22 protein-coding genes and 1 riboswitch are annotated in these 20,232 nt (G+C 35.4%); of the genes, 12 read left to right on the top strand and 10 right to left on the bottom strand.

Translation table 11 applies throughout. The features are described from left to right. Positions 1-131: 131 nt before the first annotated feature. Positions 132-434, top strand: coding sequence for an antibiotic biosynthesis monooxygenase family protein (locus LO754_RS13755; RefSeq protein ID WP_231784613.1), 303 nt, complete (start codon positions 132-134; stop codon positions 432-434). 111 nt (positions 435-545) lie between these two features. On the opposite strand, the gene thiD is transcribed toward LO754_RS13755, so the two are convergent. From thiD to crcB (LO754_RS13730), 5 genes are all read right to left on the bottom strand, one after another. Further along, the gene (gene thiD / locus LO754_RS13750) at positions 546-1,367 is read right to left on the bottom strand and encodes a bifunctional hydroxymethylpyrimidine kinase/phosphomethylpyrimidine kinase (RefSeq protein WP_024361013.1); all 822 of its coding nucleotides are present in this window, start codon (positions 1,365-1,367) and stop codon (positions 546-548) included. Positions 1,368-1,588: 221 nt separating this feature from the next. Continuing rightward, positions 1,589-2,794 carry a DUF418 domain-containing protein gene (locus LO754_RS13745; protein WP_231784612.1) on the bottom strand — a complete coding sequence of 402 codons (1,206 nt, stop codon included), beginning with the start codon at positions 2,792-2,794 and terminating at the stop codon, positions 1,589-1,591. Between the two features lie 358 nt (positions 2,795-3,152). Continuing rightward, entirely contained in the window at positions 3,153-3,500 is a 348-nt protein-coding gene (locus LO754_RS13740; protein WP_024361011.1) for a hypothetical protein, read from the bottom strand. Further along, the gene (crcB, locus tag LO754_RS13735) at positions 3,497-3,859 is read right to left on the bottom strand and encodes a fluoride efflux transporter CrcB (RefSeq protein WP_025219831.1); all 363 of its coding nucleotides are present in this window, start codon (positions 3,857-3,859) and stop codon (positions 3,497-3,499) included. The genes LO754_RS13740 and crcB (LO754_RS13735) overlap by 4 nt, the downstream gene beginning before the upstream one ends. Further along, complete coding sequence (gene crcB, locus LO754_RS13730; protein WP_069513222.1) at positions 3,856-4,218, bottom strand: fluoride efflux transporter CrcB; 363 nt, start codon at positions 4,216-4,218, stop codon at positions 3,856-3,858. The genes crcB (LO754_RS13735) and crcB (LO754_RS13730) overlap by 4 nt, the downstream gene beginning before the upstream one ends. A 556-nt stretch (positions 4,219-4,774) precedes the next feature. On the opposite strand from crcB (LO754_RS13730), the gene LO754_RS13725 reads away from it, so the two are divergent. Next, on the top strand, positions 4,775-6,517 hold the full coding sequence (locus LO754_RS13725; RefSeq protein WP_231784611.1) for an ABC transporter ATP-binding protein: 1,743 nt from the start codon (positions 4,775-4,777) through the stop codon (positions 6,515-6,517). Beyond that, entirely contained in the window at positions 6,514-8,247 is a 1,734-nt protein-coding gene (locus tag LO754_RS13720; RefSeq protein ID WP_108030098.1) for an ABC transporter ATP-binding protein, read from the top strand. Before LO754_RS13725 ends, LO754_RS13720 begins: the two co-directional genes overlap by 4 nt. Before the next feature lie 358 nt (positions 8,248-8,605). Here the strand turns inward: LO754_RS13720 and LO754_RS13710 are convergent, their stop codons facing one another. Continuing rightward, entirely contained in the window at positions 8,606-9,196 is a 591-nt protein-coding gene (locus LO754_RS13710; protein ID WP_231784610.1) for a sigma-70 family RNA polymerase sigma factor, read from the bottom strand. A gap of 574 nt (positions 9,197-9,770) precedes the next feature. Here LO754_RS13710 and LO754_RS13705 point away from each other — a divergent pair. Continuing rightward, a complete protein-coding gene (locus LO754_RS13705; RefSeq protein ID WP_435892071.1) occupies positions 9,771-10,658 on the top strand; it encodes a S8 family serine peptidase in 888 nt (295 codons plus the stop codon). Between the two features lie 230 nt (positions 10,659-10,888). Here LO754_RS13705 and LO754_RS13700 read toward each other — a convergent pair whose 3' ends face one another. The 3 genes from LO754_RS13700 to LO754_RS13690 form a co-directional block, all read right to left on the bottom strand. Further along, positions 10,889-11,155, bottom strand: a complete 267-nt coding sequence (locus tag LO754_RS13700; protein WP_024361002.1) for a hypothetical protein — start codon at positions 11,153-11,155, stop codon at positions 10,889-10,891. Between the two features lie 289 nt (positions 11,156-11,444). Further along, the gene (locus tag LO754_RS13695) at positions 11,445-12,221 is read right to left on the bottom strand and encodes a phospholipase A2 family protein (RefSeq protein WP_025219827.1); all 777 of its coding nucleotides are present in this window, start codon (positions 12,219-12,221) and stop codon (positions 11,445-11,447) included. Between the two features lie 285 nt (positions 12,222-12,506). Next, complete coding sequence (locus LO754_RS13690) at positions 12,507-12,884, bottom strand: hypothetical protein (protein ID WP_231784608.1); 378 nt, start codon at positions 12,882-12,884, stop codon at positions 12,507-12,509. A gap of 176 nt (positions 12,885-13,060) precedes the next feature. On the opposite strand from LO754_RS13690, the gene dacB reads away from it, so the two are divergent. From dacB to lepB, 7 genes are all read left to right on the top strand, one after another. Beyond that, positions 13,061-14,494 (top strand): D-alanyl-D-alanine carboxypeptidase/D-alanyl-D-alanine endopeptidase, encoded by a 1,434-nt coding sequence (gene dacB, locus LO754_RS13685; protein WP_229386954.1) that lies wholly within the window; start codon positions 13,061-13,063, stop codon positions 14,492-14,494. A gap of 89 nt (positions 14,495-14,583) precedes the next feature. After that, positions 14,584-15,339, top strand: coding sequence for an SDR family oxidoreductase (locus LO754_RS13680; RefSeq protein ID WP_231784607.1), 756 nt, complete (start codon positions 14,584-14,586; stop codon positions 15,337-15,339). Positions 15,340-15,370: 31 nt separating this feature from the next. Then, positions 15,371-15,808, top strand: coding sequence for a MarR family winged helix-turn-helix transcriptional regulator (locus LO754_RS13675; protein ID WP_024360997.1), 438 nt, complete (start codon positions 15,371-15,373; stop codon positions 15,806-15,808). Between the two features lie 659 nt (positions 15,809-16,467). Then, a complete protein-coding gene (locus LO754_RS23780; protein WP_435892034.1) occupies positions 16,468-16,611 on the top strand; it encodes a hypothetical protein in 144 nt (47 codons plus the stop codon). Beyond that, positions 16,608-17,270 carry an LCP family glycopolymer transferase gene (locus LO754_RS13670; protein WP_435892033.1) on the top strand — a complete coding sequence of 221 codons (663 nt, stop codon included), beginning with the start codon at positions 16,608-16,610 and terminating at the stop codon, positions 17,268-17,270. Before LO754_RS23780 ends, LO754_RS13670 begins: the two co-directional genes overlap by 4 nt. Positions 17,271-17,618: 348 nt before the next feature. Further along, positions 17,619-17,714, top strand: coding sequence for a hypothetical protein (locus LO754_RS13665; protein ID WP_029747072.1), 96 nt, complete (start codon positions 17,619-17,621; stop codon positions 17,712-17,714). A 159-nt stretch (positions 17,715-17,873) separates the two neighbouring features. Next, positions 17,874-18,431, top strand: coding sequence for a signal peptidase I (lepB, locus tag LO754_RS13660; RefSeq protein WP_024360995.1), 558 nt, complete (start codon positions 17,874-17,876; stop codon positions 18,429-18,431). Between the two features lie 64 nt (positions 18,432-18,495). Here lepB and LO754_RS13655 read toward each other — a convergent pair whose 3' ends face one another. Then, positions 18,496-18,693, bottom strand: a complete 198-nt coding sequence (locus tag LO754_RS13655) for a hypothetical protein (protein WP_024360994.1) — start codon at positions 18,691-18,693, stop codon at positions 18,496-18,498. Positions 18,694-18,870: 177 nt separating this feature from the next. Next, positions 18,871-18,971: riboswitch (purine riboswitch) on the top strand. 57 nt (positions 18,972-19,028) lie between these two features. Here LO754_RS13655 and LO754_RS13650 point away from each other — a divergent pair. Then, entirely contained in the window at positions 19,029-20,198 is a 1,170-nt protein-coding gene (locus tag LO754_RS13650; RefSeq protein WP_108030104.1) for an MFS transporter, read from the top strand. The last annotated feature ends 34 nt before the right edge of the window (positions 20,199-20,232 follow it).

Here is a 20,232-nt window from a genome sequence, read left to right as displayed (position 1 = left end):
TCCATTATAAAGGGTAGTACTACAATGTATACTAGCGGAAGTTTGCAGAACTGCCACGACATAGCTTATTGAAATTAAATGGATAGGATTTTTCGTATACAATAGTCGTGAAAGAGGAGGGGGAGTAAAGGATGGATAGTTATTATGCAGTTATTTTCACATCACAACGGACGGATGACGACAACGAAGGATATGCCAAAATGGCGGATGCCATTGAAGTATTAGCAAAACAGCAGTCAGGTTTTCTTCGTGTGGCAAGTACAAGAAATGCCGAGGGGCAGGGGATCACTATATCGTATTGGGAATCGTTAGAGGCGATTCAACAGTGGAAAAACAATGCACAACATGTTGTAGCACAACAACTAGGGAAAGAAAAATGGTACAGTCATTATCATGTAGAAATATGCCAAGTTATGCGTGCATATTCTTTTTAAGATATTAGCATTTCGTCTTCAACGATACACAAATAAAAAAATCCGCTGAGCCTGCAAAAGGCTCCACACGGATTTTTTTTGCTTTTAATAACGATAAGCCATGTTCCATTATTACGAGTATCGAGTTACTGTAATATCATGTTCACCAAACGCTTTATAGGCACGATGGTCAATAGCTCCAGCAACCGTTTCAAACGGTATAGCTCGACGAATGCCAGCAGTAACAAACTTTTTAGCTTGAATAACAGCCTCTTCAACACTTAAACCTTGTGCTAAGCCAGCAGTGATTGCGGCAGAATATGAACAACCTGCTCCATTTGTATGGATAGTATCAATACGTGGGGCTTCCAATGTTACCATGCGTACGCCATCATATAATACATCTGTTGCTGGACCATCGAGACGACCACCTTTTACGAGTACAAATTGCGTGCCAAGCTTATGTAAATCACGGGCAGCATCCTGTAAATCAGTGGCAGTCGTCAGTTTTTTACCACCGAGCAAATATTCTGCTTCAGGCATATTAGGGGTCATAATTGTTGCATGCGGTAATAGTTTATCCTTTAAAGAAGACATGGCACCTTCTTCCATTAATGCAGTTCCTACTTTACCGAACATAACGGGGTCAATTACGACATGTTTGACCTGAACAGTAGAGAGCCAGTCTGACACAAGCTCAATGATATCTTTGGTGAATAGCATCCCTGTTTTTAAAGCATCTATGCCAATTTGCGTTGCAATCGTATGGAGCTGTGCCTCAATAACGTCTAACGATTGCGTAAAAACGCCTTGATTAGTACGAGGATGTGTTGCTACAAAGGCCGTAATGGCAGAAGTGCCGTACACCCCTAGTTCTTGGAAAGTTTTTAAATCTGCTTGAATACCAGCTCCGCCACGTGCGGCAGAACCAGCAATTGTCAGTGTTTTTTTCATGTTTAGTGTACTCCTCATCTTTTACGTGAAAGCTAGTTGACGATGACTTAAAAGTAATTCTATATTACTTTATTGTAATAATAATTGTCGTTATTTTGAAATAGCCAGAAAGTAGAGTTTTTATAATGTCAGTTTGAAGATAAAGCAAAAAATTAAAACATGTATGTGCTAGCCATTAGGAAGAACATACATGTTTTAATGGCGCTATGCAATCAAAGGGATTACGTTAATTTTTGTAGATGGCGTTTCACAGGGATATTGCCAAGTTTACGCCAGATGGTTTCAACTGGACCTTGTTTATATTTTCGTAACCATAAAGTAGAAAAGACAATCATAAACAACGTAATGCCTAGCCAAGATGCGTGGATTAATGGTTGACTATAATGGTTGGATAGACCGAGTCCCCAATTATAGAACAAAAAGGATGCAATGATATTTTGCGCGATATAGCATGTAAGTGCCATTTTGCCAACATTACTAATATAATGTTGGGTTTTAACGAACTTTTGATGGCGGGCGATTAAAAAGACAAGACCGAGATAACCCAGTGATAAAACAGGGGCAAAAACATAGCGGTCTAAAACGACAAATTGAGTACTAAAAAACGATAGTGCATTTAATGGGATACCAATACCTAATCCAATCCATAGTAGGCGGTTTTGCAGTCGAATGCCGTGTTCATCCATTTTCAATAAACCTTTTCTGACGAGGAAGACACCCAGTAAAAATAAGAAAACATTCATTGGTAAAATCATAATCGCTTCTGAGCGTAAAACCCAAAAATGTTCTAGTCTGTATACAACTTGCTCCCACCATGAAAATCCAGCTATCTCAAGCAATTGATTTTCCTGACGAACTAATGCTGCTTGTTCAGCAATACTACTACGATTAGCACTTATATTGGCATATGGATTGTTTGGAAACAATGTTCGTGCAAGTTGAGTCGTCATAATTTTGTCCATAAGAAAACCTTCTACGACTTGGTGAAAAAGGTGAATACTAGCTGCAATAAACATACAAATTTTCATGACTCGCTCTGAGTGTTGAATAATAAATGCAACGAGGATACCTGTTAGGGAATAACTCATTAATACATCAAATTCAAAAACAAATATAAAATGAAGAACCCCATCTAAAAAAAGCAATATCATAGACCATAGGTACAGTTTAAACCAAGGGAGCCCCCTATTTTGGAAACTAGCATATTTCAATTGCATGCCAATGCCGAACATAATCGTTAATAAGCCAAGAAATTTCCCGTTCGTCAAATAATCTGAAAACTTAGATATATATGAACCAATCCTTGAAATATCAGTTTCATCTAAATCGACTGAATAGCCAGCTGATCCAAAAATCCAAATATTCGTTCCCAGTGTGCCAATTATGGCTAGTCCTCTCGCAACATCCAATAATTTTATTCTTTCCATCAAAACACCTCTCAAAAATGTTTATATAGAACGAAATGATAACGATTTTCATCGCGTTCTCATAAATAATAAACGAGTATAGATTAGGAAGGTTCCGATAAAATGAGCATTTTAGTGGATTGAAATAGCATAATATAATTTTTATGAGGGTAAAAGGCAAGCGTGTCATAAAAAATAGCTTGTTTGTGACGGTCAATCGATTGCAAAGATAGAGGTTGGAGGAGAAGATTATTACAGAGAACGCGCAAGCAAGTTGCGGCTTATATACTTACCTTGCCAAAGCGGCAAATAGAACAGTAAAAAAGTGTTAGATGATTTTGCTGTCAATCTAACACTTTCTTTGTTTTGTCTAACGCTTTTAGAACATCTGTGGTAATAGCTCATTTATAAATTGACGATTTTTACGTAGCCAAATTTTTAAAATGATGCGATGCGTTAAAAGCTGATGTCTTTTGTTGGGCCTATTTTTTGCTTCTAGTAAACTCTCGAGTAATAGGCACGTTTCGGTAGCGTAATTATTAGGTTCTACTAGTACATCAAGCTTATAATCTATTAAGTGCGCTGCTTGCACCTTTGCGAGTAATTTGGCAAATAGAGTCGTCATTTCTTGGTAAGCTTCATCAAGTTCTAAGTCAATTAATGTATATAATGTATGTTCAATTTCAGCCTCTAAAGCTTGAAGCTGCTCGATTGTTGGTTGTGTCAAAAAATCACCTCTAATGTTTTAAGGACGCCCTGCATAAGGGAAAGCCCTAGTGCTGCAAAGAGCAATCCGACAATTACAGTACTACAAATATAACGGAACGCTAGATGCCATTGTTTCTTTTCGATTAGTTGCAATGTTTCAAAACCAAATGTTGAAAACGTTGTATAAGCACCTAAAAAGCCAATTCCTAAGAAATGCCATAGTGCATCACTTAGATGTGCACCAACTAACAGACCGAGTACAAAGGAACCTGTTATATTGATGACAAAGGTAGCCCAAGGATATGTACTAACAATCCATTTACCTAAGTAAAACCTTGCTAATGCACCTAAAAATCCGCCTATTCCAACTAATATCATTGCATCCGCCTCCTTGCAAGTAGAGCACCTAGCCAAGCGCATACTAGACCACCGAACACACTCATCAAACAATAGGCGAGTGCTTGTCCCCATTTACTATTTTCCAACAGTAAAAGTGTCTCTACAGAAAATGTCGAGAAGGTAGTAAAGGCTCCTAAAAAGCCTGTACCAATGCCGAGTACAAGGGGCGTGCGGTTAGTAAAGGTGGTGAAAAGGAAGGCTAAACAAAAACAACCAACTAAATTAATGCAAAGTGTTGAAAATGGAAAGACCGCCGTATTTGCAGCTAGCATACTAATATAATAGCGGGAAATAGCGCCTAAACATCCTCCTAAGCCAATTGCAACAAATATTTTCAATGTCAAAGACTCCTTTATTTTTAGACCGAGTATAGATAATAAGATTCACCGCATGCCTTTATATTGTATCAAGCACAAAAGCAGGATGGTAGTTTTTTAAAGTTTGTTATAATGAAAGCTATTTTCTTGCGAATAAAGCAATTCACTACTTTAAAGCGTTAATTATTTCCTGTAATATATAAAAAATAACAGTTTGAATGTTGACAATTATTTCAATTATATGATAATCTTCAATAACACTATAACAAACCAAACAAAGGAGGGCATGACAATGATGATTTTATCCGTACGATACAAAAGCACAGCTGCATACATTGTCCATGTCTAACATTGTTATTTTTTATGCAATGAAAGGTATGGGTGCACCTTACCTTTTATAAGAGACGCATGCTCTTTTTAGGGGATGCGTCTTTTTTATTGCAAAAAAAGGTGATAGTGAACAGAAAAAGGAGTGTATGTGTATGCAAAACATCACAAGGAAATTAATTTTCAATAAGGAATTGCTAGATAGTGGGTAGCGAAGATGTAAAGCATTTAGGAAAGAAGGTATTGAAGTATGTTTGATGTATTAAGTAAATTAAGTTGGTTTTTTAAGCAATATTGGAAGCAATATACCATAGCGATTGTACTCTTAATCATTGCGAGTGGATTAGAGGTTATTCCACCGTATTTACTAGGTTCTATTATTGATATTTTAACTGCAGGCACAATGACAACAGCTATTTTAACGAAATATTTGTTGATTTTTGCGGCTATTATTGTTGGCGGTTATGTCTTGAATTTTGTTTGGCAATTTCGATTATTTGAAGGTGCCATTAATTTAGAGAAAATGTTACGTCGCAATTTAATGCAACATTTTTTGCGTATGACACCGACATTTTATGAAAAAAATCGCACTGGTGATTTGATGGCACGAGCTACAAATGATTTAAACGCCGTGTCACTAACTGCGGGCTTTGGAATCATGACACTGATAGACTCGACGATATATATGGGCTGTATTATTTTTGCAATGGGTTATATGATTTCGTGGAAGTTAACGTTTTTTGCCATGTTGCCAGTGCCCGTTATGGCTATTCTTATTCAGTATTTAGGGAAAATTGTGCATGAACGGTATATGAAAGCGCAGGACGCCTTTGGTGAATTAAATGATAGTGTCCTTGAGTCAGTAGCAGGTGTTCGAGTTGTAAGGGCATATGTACAAGAAAAAAAGGACGAAGCAAACTTTGCAGCAATGAGTGAAATCGTTTATGAAAAAAATATGCATACGGCAAAAATCAACGCTTTATTTGGACCCATCACGAAAGTAGGGACAGGGATTAGTTATGTTGTGGCACTTGGCTACGGTGCACATTTAGTATCGACTGAGGCGATGTCATTAGGGCAACTTGTAACATTTACTGTCTATTTAGGATTAGCGGTTTGGCCAATTTTTGCGATTGGGGAACTTATTAATGTGATGCAGCAAGGAAATGCCTCATTAGACCGTGTACAGGAAACGTTACGCTATAAAGCGGATGTACAAAATAGTGCAACACCGCAAGCTGTAGCAACGCCAAATGCAATCGGGTTCAACGATTTATCTTTCCAGTATCCAATGAGCCATGTGAAAAACTTGGAACGTATTTCATTGTCGCTAAAAAAGGGGCAAACACTTGGTATTGTTGGAAAGACAGGTGCTGGGAAAACAACCTTCTTACGACAGCTGCTACGAGAGTATCCAATTGGAGAAGGTCAGTTGTCCATTGATGGCATTGATATTACGGCTCAAACAAAAGAGCAGTTACTCGATTGGATCGGCTATGTGCCGCAGGATCATGTATTATTCTCCAGAACAATTCGAGAAAATATTTTATTTGGAAAAGAAGATGCTACAGAAGAAGAGCTGAAACAAGCGATTCATGCAGCCTATTTTGAAAAAGATTTAGCCCATCTCCCAATGGGGCTTGAAACACTTGTTGGAGAAAAAGGGGTATCACTTTCAGGAGGTCAAAAGCAACGTGTATCAATTGCGCGGGCACTCATTAAAGACCCTGAAATTTTAATCCTTGATGATTCACTTTCAGCGGTAGACGCTAAAACGGAAGCTAAAATCATCGAAAATATTCAGCGTGAACGACAGGATCGAACGACGATTATTACAACCCATCGATTATCGGGAATTCAACATGCCGATATGATTATTGTGCTTGATGAAGGACAAATAGTAGAACAGGGAACACATGAACAGCTCCTTTCACAACAAGGCTGGTATAAAGAACAATTCGACCGTCAGCAGCTAGAAGGGGGTGCCTCATGAGTACGAGTCAACGCTTAACACGCTATGCAATGTATTTTAAAAAACCAATATTTTTAGGGTTATTTTTCTTAACCATTGCTGTCTTTACCGAACTTATCGGGCCATTTATTGCAAAGCATATCATCGATAATTATATGACGATCGGTCAAATAGAAATTAAACCGATTACGTGGTTGTTACTATTGTATTTAATTTTGGCGATTGCTACAGCGGTTTTACGTTACTTTATGTATATTTATTTACAAATGGGCGCAAATCGTGTTGTTCAAAAATTACGTAAAGATGTATTTGAACATATTCAAACGTTACCGATTCAATATTTTGATAATTTACCAGCAGGGAAAATTGTTGCGCGTGTAACCAATGATACCGAGGCAGTCCGCAATTTATATGTCCAGGTGCTATCAAATTTTGTGACAAGTTTAATTTCAATTATCGGTGTATATGTAGCGCTGTTTATTTTAAATTGGCAAATGGCGTTACTGGCATTAGTCATGGTGCCTATCATTTATGTATGGATGATTTTATATCGGAAATTTGCATCGAAATACAATGATGTTATTCGCACAAAGATTGCAGATATCAATGCGATGATCAATGAATCCATTCAAGGTATGACAATTATTCAAGCATTCCGACGTGAGCAACAAATGACGAAGGAATTTGATGATATGAATAATGAACACTATGCCTATGAGCGTAAACTATTAGTGCTCGATTCGGCGACTTCATTTAACTTAGTGAATACGTTAAGGCTTTTAATGTTTACGATTTTTATTTTCTATTTTGGGACCCAATCGATGACGACAACGCAAATTATTTCAGCAGGGACTTTATATGCTTTTGTCGATTACTTAACAAAACTCTTCAATCCAATCACCAATATTGTGAATCAATTTTCGCAGCTTGAACGCTCGCTGATTGCAGGGAAGCGGGTGTTTGAGGTGTTAGATATAGATGGAGAGCCCGTATCTGAAGTAAGTCTACCAAGATATAAAGGCAATGTCGTGTTTGAGGATGTTTCCTTTGCCTACAAAAACGATGACTATGTTTTGAAAAACTTAACATTTGAAGCACATCAAGGAGAAACAATTGCACTTGTAGGTCATACGGGCTCTGGAAAAAGTTCGATTATGAATTTATTATTCCGCTTCTATGACCCATCTAAAGGCAAGATTTCGATTGATGGTATAGATATTACAACGGTTGCTCGTCAATCTATGCGTGAGCATATGGGGATTGTTTTACAGGACCCTTATTTATTTACCGGTACGATTGCGTCCAATGTGAGTTTAAATAACCCGAAAATCTCTCGACAAAAAGTGGAAGATTCTTTAAGAGCCGTTGGAGGGGATCGCGTGCTTGCAAATTTACCAAAGGGTTATGATGAACCAGTGATTGAAAAAGGAAGTACATTATCTTCTGGTCAGCGACAATTAATATCTTTTGCACGTGCATTAGCCTTTGATCCAGCCATTTTAATCTTAGATGAAGCAACGTCAAATATTGACACTGAGACAGAAGAAATTATTCAACATGCAATGGATGTACTAAAAAAGGGGCGCACAACATTCATTATTGCCCACCGTCTGTCAACAATTAAAAATGCGGATCGAATACTTGTCTTAGATCGTGGAAATATTGTGGAGCGTGGTACCCATGATGAGCTATTAGCACACGGTGGAATTTATGAAAAAATGTATCAAATGCAAGCGAACTCTTTGCAGTAAAAGTAAGGACAACGCCCCACTTTTCTAAGTGGGGCGATAATCTTTATTAATTCTTAAAAAGTGCCAACAAACTAATTTTTAGCAAAAAATTAGCAAAGTCTTATGCTCCTTATTTTGAAAGAATTTTTTCATTTGAAATACTTCAACAACAACTAATAAGAGAGATTTTCATTTCTTGTTATTTATATAATCGAAAAAACCTGGACAATTAATATGGTTCAACAGGTCTATTTTTTCTAAGATTTTTATTTTTATTTCTTGTTCTAAATCCTCGCGCTCTTGTACGGACGTGCTTTTTAAAATATTTTTAATTTTCTGATTAAAATCTCTAATAATTTCCTCGTAGTTTAATTCTTGTTTACTTTGCAATTTTCCCACATCCATTATTCAATAATTTAACCTTTAACTTTTTAATAGCAGTCCTTAAATTATAAGAAATTGTTTGCGGAGACTCATTTAAAATTTGTGCTATCTCTTTATTGCTTAAATTTTGGCTATATTTTAAATCTAATATTAATAATTGTTTACTAGATAATGTTTTTATAGCATGGAATAGCTCTTCACTTGAAATTGATTGTAAAAGCCCTTGGCTATTTAAAACTGTATCGTATAAGTCATTTTGCAGTTCTAATTGTTTAGAAGGTAATTCGTGAACATTGTTTTCATCCTTTACAAAAGAAGATAAAAATATATTTCGACTATAATAACGATTAACTTTCTTATCAAAATCTATTGAAAAGAAATGAATTAATTTGTTAATATAGCTGATTACCTTTGCTTTTTTGTAATGAGCTTTAAAAGCATTGTCCAATCGGATTTTATTTTCAGGGCATGGCTCTGCTAAGAAGGATGATAGTAAATCACGATTTTTTTGATCTTGTAAAAAGAAATGAATGACAGGATCCATTTTTTTTCGCTCGAAATTAGTTAGAAAGATTTTTATATCCACGTTTACTCCTCCCTTATAATTAAGTATAGTTACTTCTCTCTAGTAGCCAAATTTCGCATAAATCTCTCCAGTAATAATTTATAGCTTATTAAAATAAAGAGATTTCTTTCTTTAAAAAAACAAAAAAACAGAACATTTATTCTGTTTTTGATGATAAAAATTATTATATACAATAAATTTTGTTTTTTTTGATTTATTATCTCTTTAATTAATGAACCATTCATTAATTAAAGAGATAATAAATGACAATAAAATTGAAATGGGCGAATAGAAGTATCATTCGTTTCATGATTTACCATTAGGCAATTTATTTAAAAAGAACTAGGGAGGAGAGAAGTAAATGAACATAGAATGTTTACTCAAATGCTTTTGCCAATCTCGAAAAACGCAATCTTTCTTTTTAAAAAACTTTGAAACTGAACAGCTTAATACAGAAGAAAAAAAGTTACTTTCTGAGATTATATTGGATGCACAAAATATCTCAAATAAAATTAAAAACTTTTGTAAGTTGTACGATTAATTTCTTTCGTTAGGAGTGATTATTATAAATAGAATCGCTTTATAACCATACAAAATACAATCTTATAAAAAGCAACAACAATATCCTACTTCTAGTATAGATATTATTAAAGCAAGAGATGTTTGGGAACAATCCAACAAAGGACAAGGAGTTGTCGTCGCTATAATTGATACAGGTGTTGATACAACACATCCAGATTTGATTGACAAAATTATAGGTGGCTATAATTTTTCGTCAGATGATGGGGGAAACAAAAAAATTTATACTGATTATAATGGTCACGGCACACACGTAGCAGGTATAATCGCAGCTGAAAATAAAGAAATGGGTGTATTAGGCGTTGCACCTAATTGTAAGTTACTTATTTTAAAGATTTTAAATCGCTTTGGCAAAGGCTCGTATAATGGATTAATCAGTGCACTTCAATATATCAAAAAATGGCGAGGACCCAACGGAGAAAAGGTTCAAGTTATAAACTTGTCTTTAGGTGGCCCCACTCATAAAGATGAGTTATATACAGTCATTAAAGAATTGCATACATTAGGCATAGTCATTGTCGCAGCAGCTGGGAATGAGGGTGACGGTTTATCTACAACGGAAGAAATATCATTTCCTGGTTTTTATAAGGAAACATTATCTGTCGGTTCAGTTAATCAACAACTTGCCCCTTCAATATTTTCAGAGTCCCATCTCAATATAGATTTTGTGGCTCCAGGAGAAGGTATTCTATCAACGCACTTAAATGGCGAGTATGTAAAATTGAACGGTACTTCCATGGCAACACCCCATGTTTCAGGAGCAACCGCACTAGCACTACAGTTAATTAAACCGTGTGCACCACCACTTATACCGGCACAAGTAAAGTATTACTTTTCAAAGAATGCATTAAAATTGGACTTTCCAATTAATCTGGTAGGAAATGGATTAATTCAGTTGAAATAATGTTTGGTAGTGATGAATTATTCAGCAGAGGATGTTAAATGATTGCAAACTTTAGCTTTCTTATCGTGGAAAAAGCCTACTTAGATATTAAATTATCGACTGTAGAAACTCTAACGAAAAAATTAATGATAGCAAACCAATGTAAAAATAATAGACAAAGTCGAAACACTCGACTTTGTCTATTATTATGTAACTTCTTTATAAAGGTTTTCGATGCATTAAAAAATAATTTAACGCTCACCTATCAAGAAAAGTAGTATAATTGACAAGAAAATACCAAGGAAATAAAGCCACAAAACAATATAAGGGGTATACTTCCAAAATCCTTTTTCCTTTTTTATAAAGCTTAAAATACTAAAGATTATTCCTACGGCAATTAAAATTCCTCCAACTAAAATTACGATTACCGCTTCAATTTGAAAATAATAAAAGCAAGCAATTACAATAAGTCCTGCTACAGAAAATAATGCTGATAACTTCCCGCTTTTACCAAGCATAATTTCCCTCCTTATTAATATTTCTTACTTTCTCAAGTCCTATGTATATATACTGATTATATCAAAAAATAATAGACTTGGCGATTCTTCATACAAGTTAAAGACGCAACCTTAGAGTAATTCTAAAGTTGCGTCTAACGCTTGTATGAATCAATCATTGAAATGAGGTGGCACTCGGAATTGAACCGATGAAAGATGTTATATAACTAGTTTTTTCCCATTTGGCAATATAACTTAAGAACACGAAAGTTATTATTGATAGTGACTTTAGTGGATGTTAGTAAGAAAATTAGCAGCCCATTGCAACCATTTTTGCAGAGAACGCCCCAACGATACGTGATGTCCCTGCTTCATCTGTCTGATTAGCACATTCGATAATAATACGGTCACAGCCACAACGTTCAGGATATTTCGTATTTGCATCATAACAATAATCGTGATATTTACAGCAATTGTCTAATGCATTAACAGTAGGACCTGAACCACAGTTCGCCCCGCACCAGTTATATCTAACAAGTGGGTTAAATGGATTTCCTTTATAACGGAAAGAACAACAACCGTTTTGAAGACAAGGTAAACCCCACCCCTGTGCACTAAGTACATCATCGTCTTGAAAGTCATCTGATGTTATATTCTTGTAATCTTCTGGTATCGTTAACTTACTATCAGAGGACAACTGCTCCCATTCATTTAATAGTTCATCATCTAAATACATAATAGTCTTCTTAATTTCTTGTTCTATATCTAATGATACAACTTTCACTAAGTAAGATGTTCTGTTTGTCTCAGTGTTTATTGTTTTGAAAATAGTACCAATAAGAAAATTATTAAATTGTAGGAAGGTGGTTTTTTGTTTTACTTTTGTTTTGTTTTGTTCATTGAATTCGTTGAATGCATAAACAGAATAAGTAGTTTCGTAGTCTACTTGTTCTATTTTGGGGGCATTGAATAATTCTTCTTTATTCAATTTATCAAGTGCTTTTGTTAATAGCGCTTGGCTCTGCTGATCTAAAGTACTTACTCCATCGGATGGTACTTTTCTTACTCGAATATCAGTAATGTTCATTCTTATTCCTCCTTTGGTGGTTTATACTATATAAAGAGGTATGTTATAAAGAAAAAACAAAAATTAAGCTAAACTAATTGGCTCGTAATACCAAAAGAAGGAAGTGAAATCCTTAATGAGCTATTAAATATGTGAGAACATCAATGCAACAGCCCTAATAAAATTTTTAACACAGTCTAAGCCCCACTTTGCTAAGTGGGGCTTAAATGTTGACGAAAGGCATCAAGAAATTCGCTCTTGATGCCTTTGCTTTATATTGTGTAGAGTGAAAAACGCCTTCTATATTTAATAAGTACTCTTCACATTTTGTAAGACATTGACAAAGAATAATAAAATAGAAAGTGCCACGGCAATTCCACCGCCATATACGAACAGTTCAAATAACCAATGAGGCACATCTAAGTAAACCATCATCATCCCAACTAACAGAAACGGTAAACCGATATTGTAAAGCCAAAACTGTGCCTTGGCGAGCCCTGTTTTTGCAGCATCCTTAAAATGACAATAAACGAGCCCTATGAATCCCGTAGTTAGCCAACCAACGACACCAATATGTGCATGTGTCGTCTTCCATTGAAGTTGAATTGCATAATGCATAAACAGTCCAAAAGCGATTGTAAGTATTAAATAGAAGATCGATATTTTAATCCATTTTGCGCCCATCGAAACCAACTCCTATTTTGAAAGTGATTTTAGCTAGCTACTACAGTCTATTCATGTCGAAAAAAAAGATGTCTGTCCACTTCAGAAGAAGTTAGAATGGCTGTTGAATTGAAAAAATAAGCGCTTTTACTTAAAATAAAAAATAATTAGAGAATATTTTATCAAATGGAGGTTTTATGAAAAAGAAAATTGTTATATTGACGATGCTTCTAACATTGTGTTGTTACCCATTGCTATTTGTTGAACAAGCACAGGCAAATGAGCAAACGATGACGAATAAAATCAATACTATCATCGCTAAAAACTGGAAAAACAATGAATATAGTATTACGGTGCGAGAAATGGAAAAAGGAGACGTTCTTTATAGTAAGCATGGGGAAAAAATGATACGTCCCGCATCCACTCATAAATTGCTTGTTAGTGCTGCGGCATTAGATTTACTCGGCTCTGATTATCGTTTTGAAACGAAGGCTTATGTGGATGGTCCCATTGAAAATGGCGTATTACAAGGAAATATTTATTTACAAGGTGGGGGCGATCCAACATTATTACCTGTCCATTTAGAAACATTCGCCAATGGGCTGAAAAAATTAGGAATCACCAAAATTACAGGTGCATTGATTGCTGATGATTCGTGGTTTGATGACGATCGATTAGCCAAAGGAATAGTCCCACAAGAAGAGGCATTCTCTTATGCATCACGTATTTCTGCTCTAACGCTCTCACCGAATGACCAATATGATGTCGGCAATGTCCATGTAAAAGTAACTGGCACTAAAATTGGACAAGCAGCCAAAATTCAGCTTTTACCATATGCAAGCACAATCCCCATTGTCAACAAAACAAAAACTGTGAAAAAGGGTGAGAAATCGACCGTCAAAATCACAAGAGAATATGGAACAGACCGAATTGTTGTAACAGGCAATTTACCAGCAGGTTCAGAAAAAAATACATATGTGACTGTTTATAATCCAACAATGTTTACGCTGGATGTATTACGAGAAAAACTAGTAGCAAAAGGAATTCAAAAAATGCCTCTTACCGAAGGGAAAGTACCAGAAAATGCACAGCGAGTTGGCATTACTTACTCCATGCCATTAAAGGATATGAATTTTCGATTTTTAAAGTTAAGCATTAACGGCATGGGAGAAATGCTAACTAAGCAATTGGGAAGGGAGCTTCTTGGAGAAGGAAGCTGGTCTGCGGGCATTGAAGCCATTCGCACCTATGGTATAGATAGTGGATTAAATATGGACCAATGGTACTTTGAAGATGGCTCAGGCTTAAATCATCAAAACCGTGTTAGTAGTATGCAGGAAAGCTTATTACTATTTAAAGTTCGACAAAAACCTTGGTACTTCTCGTATTTGGACGCTTTACCACATGCGGGACGAAAAGGAAAGCTAGTTGGAGCAACATTAGAAAACCGCTTGAAAGGCTATAGTGTCTCAGCTAAAACGGGCTATATAAGTGGTACCTATGCGTTAAGTGGCTATGTTAAAGGGAGAAGTGGCAAGTGGTATATTTTTAGTATTTTAACGCAAGGCAATAAAGGTTCAGCAATCGCTACGATTGATGAAATTGTCAAGCAAATTGCCAATGAAATGTAAAGGGTTTCAATAGAGTGAGCAATCTAGTTTAATTATGAATAATTTAGTGATAAACTATTTAACGATTAATGAAAAGGAGCTGTTCACTCATGGGCAAATTACAAGACAAAGTAGTAATTATTACTGGTGGAGCTGGCGGTATCGGTAGTGGTATGGCAAAAGCGATGGTAAAAGAAGGCGCAATCGTTACGATTGTAGATTTAAATGAAGAAACAGGGAAAGCAATGGAAAAGGAATTGCAAAAAATTTCTCCAAAATCAATGTTTTTACAGGCAAATTTAATGGATCGTGCTAATTTGCATAAAATAATCGATACAGTTGTTGAAAAATACGGTAAACTAGATGTATTAGTTAATAATGCACATGCTTCAAAACAAGCAACGATTGAAGATACAACGCAGGCTGATTTAGATTTATCATTTGATACTGGTTTTTATCCAACATTTTATTTAATGCAAGCAGCATTACCGCATTTAAAAGAAACAAAAGGAAATATTATTAACTTTGCTTCTGGTGCTGGAATTGCTGGTCATGAAACACAAGGTGCGTATGCTGCAGCAAAAGAGGCAATCCGCGGTATTTCTCGTGTAGCGGCAAATGAATGGGGACGTTTCGGTATTAATGTAAACTTAATTAGCCCAATTGCAAATTCACCAGGTGTACAAGCATGGGCAAAAGCACAACCAGAATATTACGAAGCTGTTAAAAATAAAATCCCAATGGGTCGCTTTGGTGATGTAGAAGATGACATCAGTAGTGTAGCAGTATTTTTAGCATCAGAGGATTCACAGTATATCACAGGTCAAACACTTATGGTTGACGGTGGTTCAATCATGCTTCACTAATTTTCTCGGTTATTGTTCGAGGAGGATTTTTTTGACACAGACAAGTATTTTTAAACTCATTCATATGATTGATCAGATGAATAATGCTAATATTATACGTTTTACGAAAGGTTTTCCATATCCGCTAGGCATTTCACCGATTTTAGTTTTAAGTGAACTAAAAATTAAAGGTCCGCAAAGACAGGCAGAATTAGCGGAAACGATTGGTTATACGAAAGGTGCTATGACAAGCATAGCTGAAAAATTAGTAAAACTAGGCTTAGCAGAAAGACTATACGATGAGGCGGATAGACGTACGATTCGTTTACAAATTACGGATAAAGGTGTAGAGGCATTAATAAAAGCACAAGAGGTTGGAAAGGACGTATTTATTCAACTTTTTGAAGTATTGAATGATGAAGAGATTGCACAATATTTGTCCATTCAAGAAAAGTTAGTGCAAGGAATACACGACAGAAATAATCAATAAGAAAGTTGCGTTTTTCAGTAGCTTGGAGAAATACCTTGAGCGTTTTTTTTGCTCAAGGTATTTCTCTTTTTTTTGTAATGATTGCGTTAAAAATGCAAACCAAATCGAAAGGCTTGTGCCTGAAAAATGATTATGCGATTGAGATGGTTTTATTGGCGAATTTTTAGTTGACTAAATAAATCTTTTTTTAAAATAAACGTAAAATCGACAAAAAAACTTTATAATTGAAGGGAAATTTGCTATTCTATACGGTACAAAAGGGGTTTTTACATACATAAAGGAATTTTTTCTTACTGTAGGGAAATGATAGAAGGTAGGTTAAAAAGTAACAAGATAAAACAGCGCATTTACAATCAGGATTGCCAATTTTACATATTAACGAATATAAAGACGCATATTTAGTAAATACTAGTGTACGTCTTTTTTTCGTCCAATATGCATATAAATAGACCATATAAACTTTTTTCCAACCTAAAACGTCAAAAAGAGGGGCAAATTTTTTAAAAAGCTAGAGAGGACTTAAGTATGGAAAAAAACATGAAACGAATGAAAGAAAAGAAAAAAAGAGTAAGAAGAAAATATGGCTTTGGATAGTAGGTAGCCTATTAACAATTTTTTTAATATTTATAGGTACAGCTTATTATACTATTCAGAAAACGATGAATAAAATAAATACACCTTTAGTTGAAGCGACAGACATTACTGAAGAAGCGCCAAAAACAATGAAGAAAAAAGAACCGTTTTCTGTGCTGTTACTAGGTGTTGATGAACGAAGCAACGATAGTACTGCTCAGATACAATGATTGTCATTACGGTCAATCCTGAAAAACAAACGATGAAAATGTTAAGCATCCCGCGAGATACACGTACCGAAATCATTGGTCATGACACAGTAGATAAGATTAACCATGCATATGCTTTTGGAGGCGTACCAATGGCAATGGATACAGTTGAAAATTTGTTAGATATTCCACTCGATTATTATGTATTTATTAATATGGAAGGGTTTCTACAAATTATAGATACGCTTGGTGGTGTTACGATTCAAAATGATATGGATTTAACCTATGATTCATACCATTTTCCTAAGGGAGAACTATCTTTAAATGGCGATGAAGCACTTATTTTTTCACGTATACGTTACGAAGATCCACGAGGGGACTTTGGTCGTCAAATTCGTCAACGTCAAATTATTGAAGCGGTAATGAAAAAAGCTTCTACACCTTCCGTAATTTTAAAGGCTAGTGATATGCTCGATGTTGTCGGAGACAATGTCCGCATGAATTTTACAGTGAAAGATTTAATCCAGCTACAAAGTATATATAAGAAAATGGATAGTAGTATAGAGCAGTTATCATTTGAAGCAGAAGGAGGGAAAATGATTGATCGTATTTGGTATTATGTACCAGATGAAACAGAGCTTCAACAAATACAAACAGAGTTAAAAACCCATTTAGAATAACGCACGATCATTTGGCTACAATAGTTGTAAAAATATGTTTGCGAAGGGAGCGAGATGAATGAATGGGAGGACCCAGGTGCTTAGGTATACAGCATTAAATAATTGCATGCAAAGCTATGTACCTAAACGGAAAGTACAAAAAAGTACAGTTAAATTCATGATGCAACAGCTACAACTATTATGTTTTAAAATTTTTATGTAATACAAAAAAATCATTCAGGTAGGATGCATGCCTAGTTGAATGATTTTTTTCGTTATAAAACGTGCTAGCAGTTTTTTATTTCGTTTGAAATATCTGAAAATTTAGTGTATAATTTTTTATAAGAAATGGTTGAGGGAGTGATTGTGATGATGATTGGTACAATATTGTTAGCTATCGCGTTGCCTGTTGGGATTGTATTAGCAGTTGATTTATTTAACGAGCAACATCACTCTACTACATAAAGCAACTAGTTGATGTACATAAATAGAATATATTTTCCAAGACACAAGCGACTGAGCTTATGTCTTTTTTTCATGGTATGGAAACATTTTGTGTTTTTATTCGTCAATAGACACTAGTAAATGCTATACTATTAAATAAAAAAGTATCGGGGAATGAGCATGCAAGCAGAAAAAACGAATATGAAAAAAGAAATTCTATCCTACATTAAAATTATTGTCGTGACAGCAATCGTCGTCTTAGGCTGTAAGCAATTTTTATTTGCACCGATAAAAGTACAAGGTGCTTCTATGTATCCGACATATGAGGATAAGGACATTATTATTGTAAGTAAAACAAGTAAAATTGAACGCTTTGACCAAATTGTCTTTCAATCTCCGACTGAGGATGAATTATATATTAAGCGTGTGATAGGGCTTCCAGGGGATACAGTGGAAATGATCGATGATGTATTGTATGTAAATGGAAAGGCCTATAAAGAAGATTATGTAAATCGTCAAACTGATGATCCGAGTCAACTACGCATTACCGAGAATTTCACATTAGAAGGTTTAACGAATGAGAAAAAGGTGCCAGAAGGTAAATACTTTGTCATGGGTGATAACCGTTTGAAAAGTTATGATAGTCGCCATTACGGCTTAATTGCAAAAGATGCTATTTATGGAGAAGCAAAATTGACACTTTATCCATTTAAGCATTTTCACATTGGCATTGAATAGAGACCAACGATAAAAATTCAAAAGGGGGCAGCTCATTGGAAATGGGCATGCCTCCTTATTTTCTTTATTTTGCTGATAATGCTTTACACACTTTATAAGAAGGGTAGTAAACGCAAACTGTTGAATCTTCAACTTTTTCTTTTAGTGGATGTTGTCTCTTTTCTAAGCTAGATGTTGGTTGATCGATTGAGAGCTCTTCTACTACTAATTCCGCGCCATAAAATAGCATTAAAAAATAGCATACTAATCCAAATATCCGCAAACAATCACCCCATTGCTATATTTCATGTCTATTACTATGTATGGTCGAATGATAAAAAATATAAGCAAAAAGCTAAAAAAATATATAAAAATAAATTGAGCTTATGTAAAGTACTGCGGGTGTTAGCAAATAGAGTGATAGAAAAATGTTGTAACGCAAAAATCCATATGCTAATATAGCTAAAGTAAAATAATGATCTGTATAACCTCAATAATATGGATTGAGGGTCTCTACCAGGAACCATAAAAATCCTGACTACAAAAATTTGCTTGCATTTTGTAGTCAGGATTTTTTTATGCTGTTACAAAATGGGAGTGTAACAGAAAGGTGATTCCATGAATTGGAGAGTATTTATATTGGCTGCTACTACTTTTGCAGTTGGATTGGTAGAGCTAATTGTAGGCGGTATTTTGCCATATATCGCAGATGATTTGAACGTTTCAGTTGCAACAGCAGGACAATTAATTACCATTTTTGCACTAGTATATGCTATTTCAGCGCCTGTCCTTTTATCGTTAACTGCGAAAGTGGAAAGGAAGCAGCTTTATCTTATTTCATTGTTTTTATTCACATTGGGGAATGTCATGACCTATTTCAGCCCAACCTTTGCCATTGTGATGATTGCAAGAATCATCACAGCAATGAGTACAGCATTGGTAATTGTGTTGTCTTTAACAATTACAACAAAAATAGTAGAGCCAAGACATCGTGCCAAAGCGTTAGGGCTTATTTTTGTCGGCGTCAGTTCGGCATTAGTCATCGGTGTACCAATGGGCATTTTTATTACCGAAGCATTCGGTTGGCGTGCCGTTTTTTTAGGGATTGCAATGCTGTCATCTGTATCCATGATTCTAATATTTATGATTTTAGAAAAAATGCCAGTTGTTGAAGTGGTGCCATTAAAAGCTCAAATCAAGTCATTAGCTAATTGGAAAATAGCAAGTGCGCATTTAACAACACTGTTTATGTTGGCGGGGCATTATATGCTTTATGCCTACTTTACGCCATTTTTAGTTGAAGCATTTAATTTAAGCTCTTCTTGGATCAGTATTTGTTATTTAGTATTCGGTCTCGCTTCAGTAAGCGGAAATGCAATTGGTGGTTGGTTAAGTGACCAAATTGGTACAGGCAAATCGATCGTTATGATTATCGCAACATTTGCCATCGTGCTGTTCAGTATTCCGTATACAATTGTCGCGTTTCCGTTATTTTTAGTCGTGACAGTGTTGTGGGGAGCGCTTAGTTGGGCACTTACACCACCGTTACAAAATTATTTGATACAAACAGATCCTAAAACATCGGATATTCAACAAAGCTTAAATACTGCCGCCTTACAAATAGGTATTTCGATAGGCTCTGCAATTGGTGGGGCTATGTTTACTGTTACAGGTTCGGTCATGCATTTAGCAAGCTTCGGTGCTATTTTAGTGTTAGCTGCATTAGGTTGTGCCATTTTTTCTTTAAAGAGAGCGCCGCTTGCAAAAAAATCATCATTTAAATGGTAACTTATAAAATATCATTTATGCTAAACGTAAATTA

Origin of the sequence: Lysinibacillus sp. GJ-1, from assembly GCF_021166035.1 — a bacterium.
Lineage (GTDB): Bacteria > Bacillota > Bacilli > Bacillales_A > Planococcaceae > Lysinibacillus > Lysinibacillus sphaericus.
The sequence above is the reverse complement of the archived record's forward strand: the minus strand, read 5'-3'. Positions and strand labels throughout refer to the sequence as shown.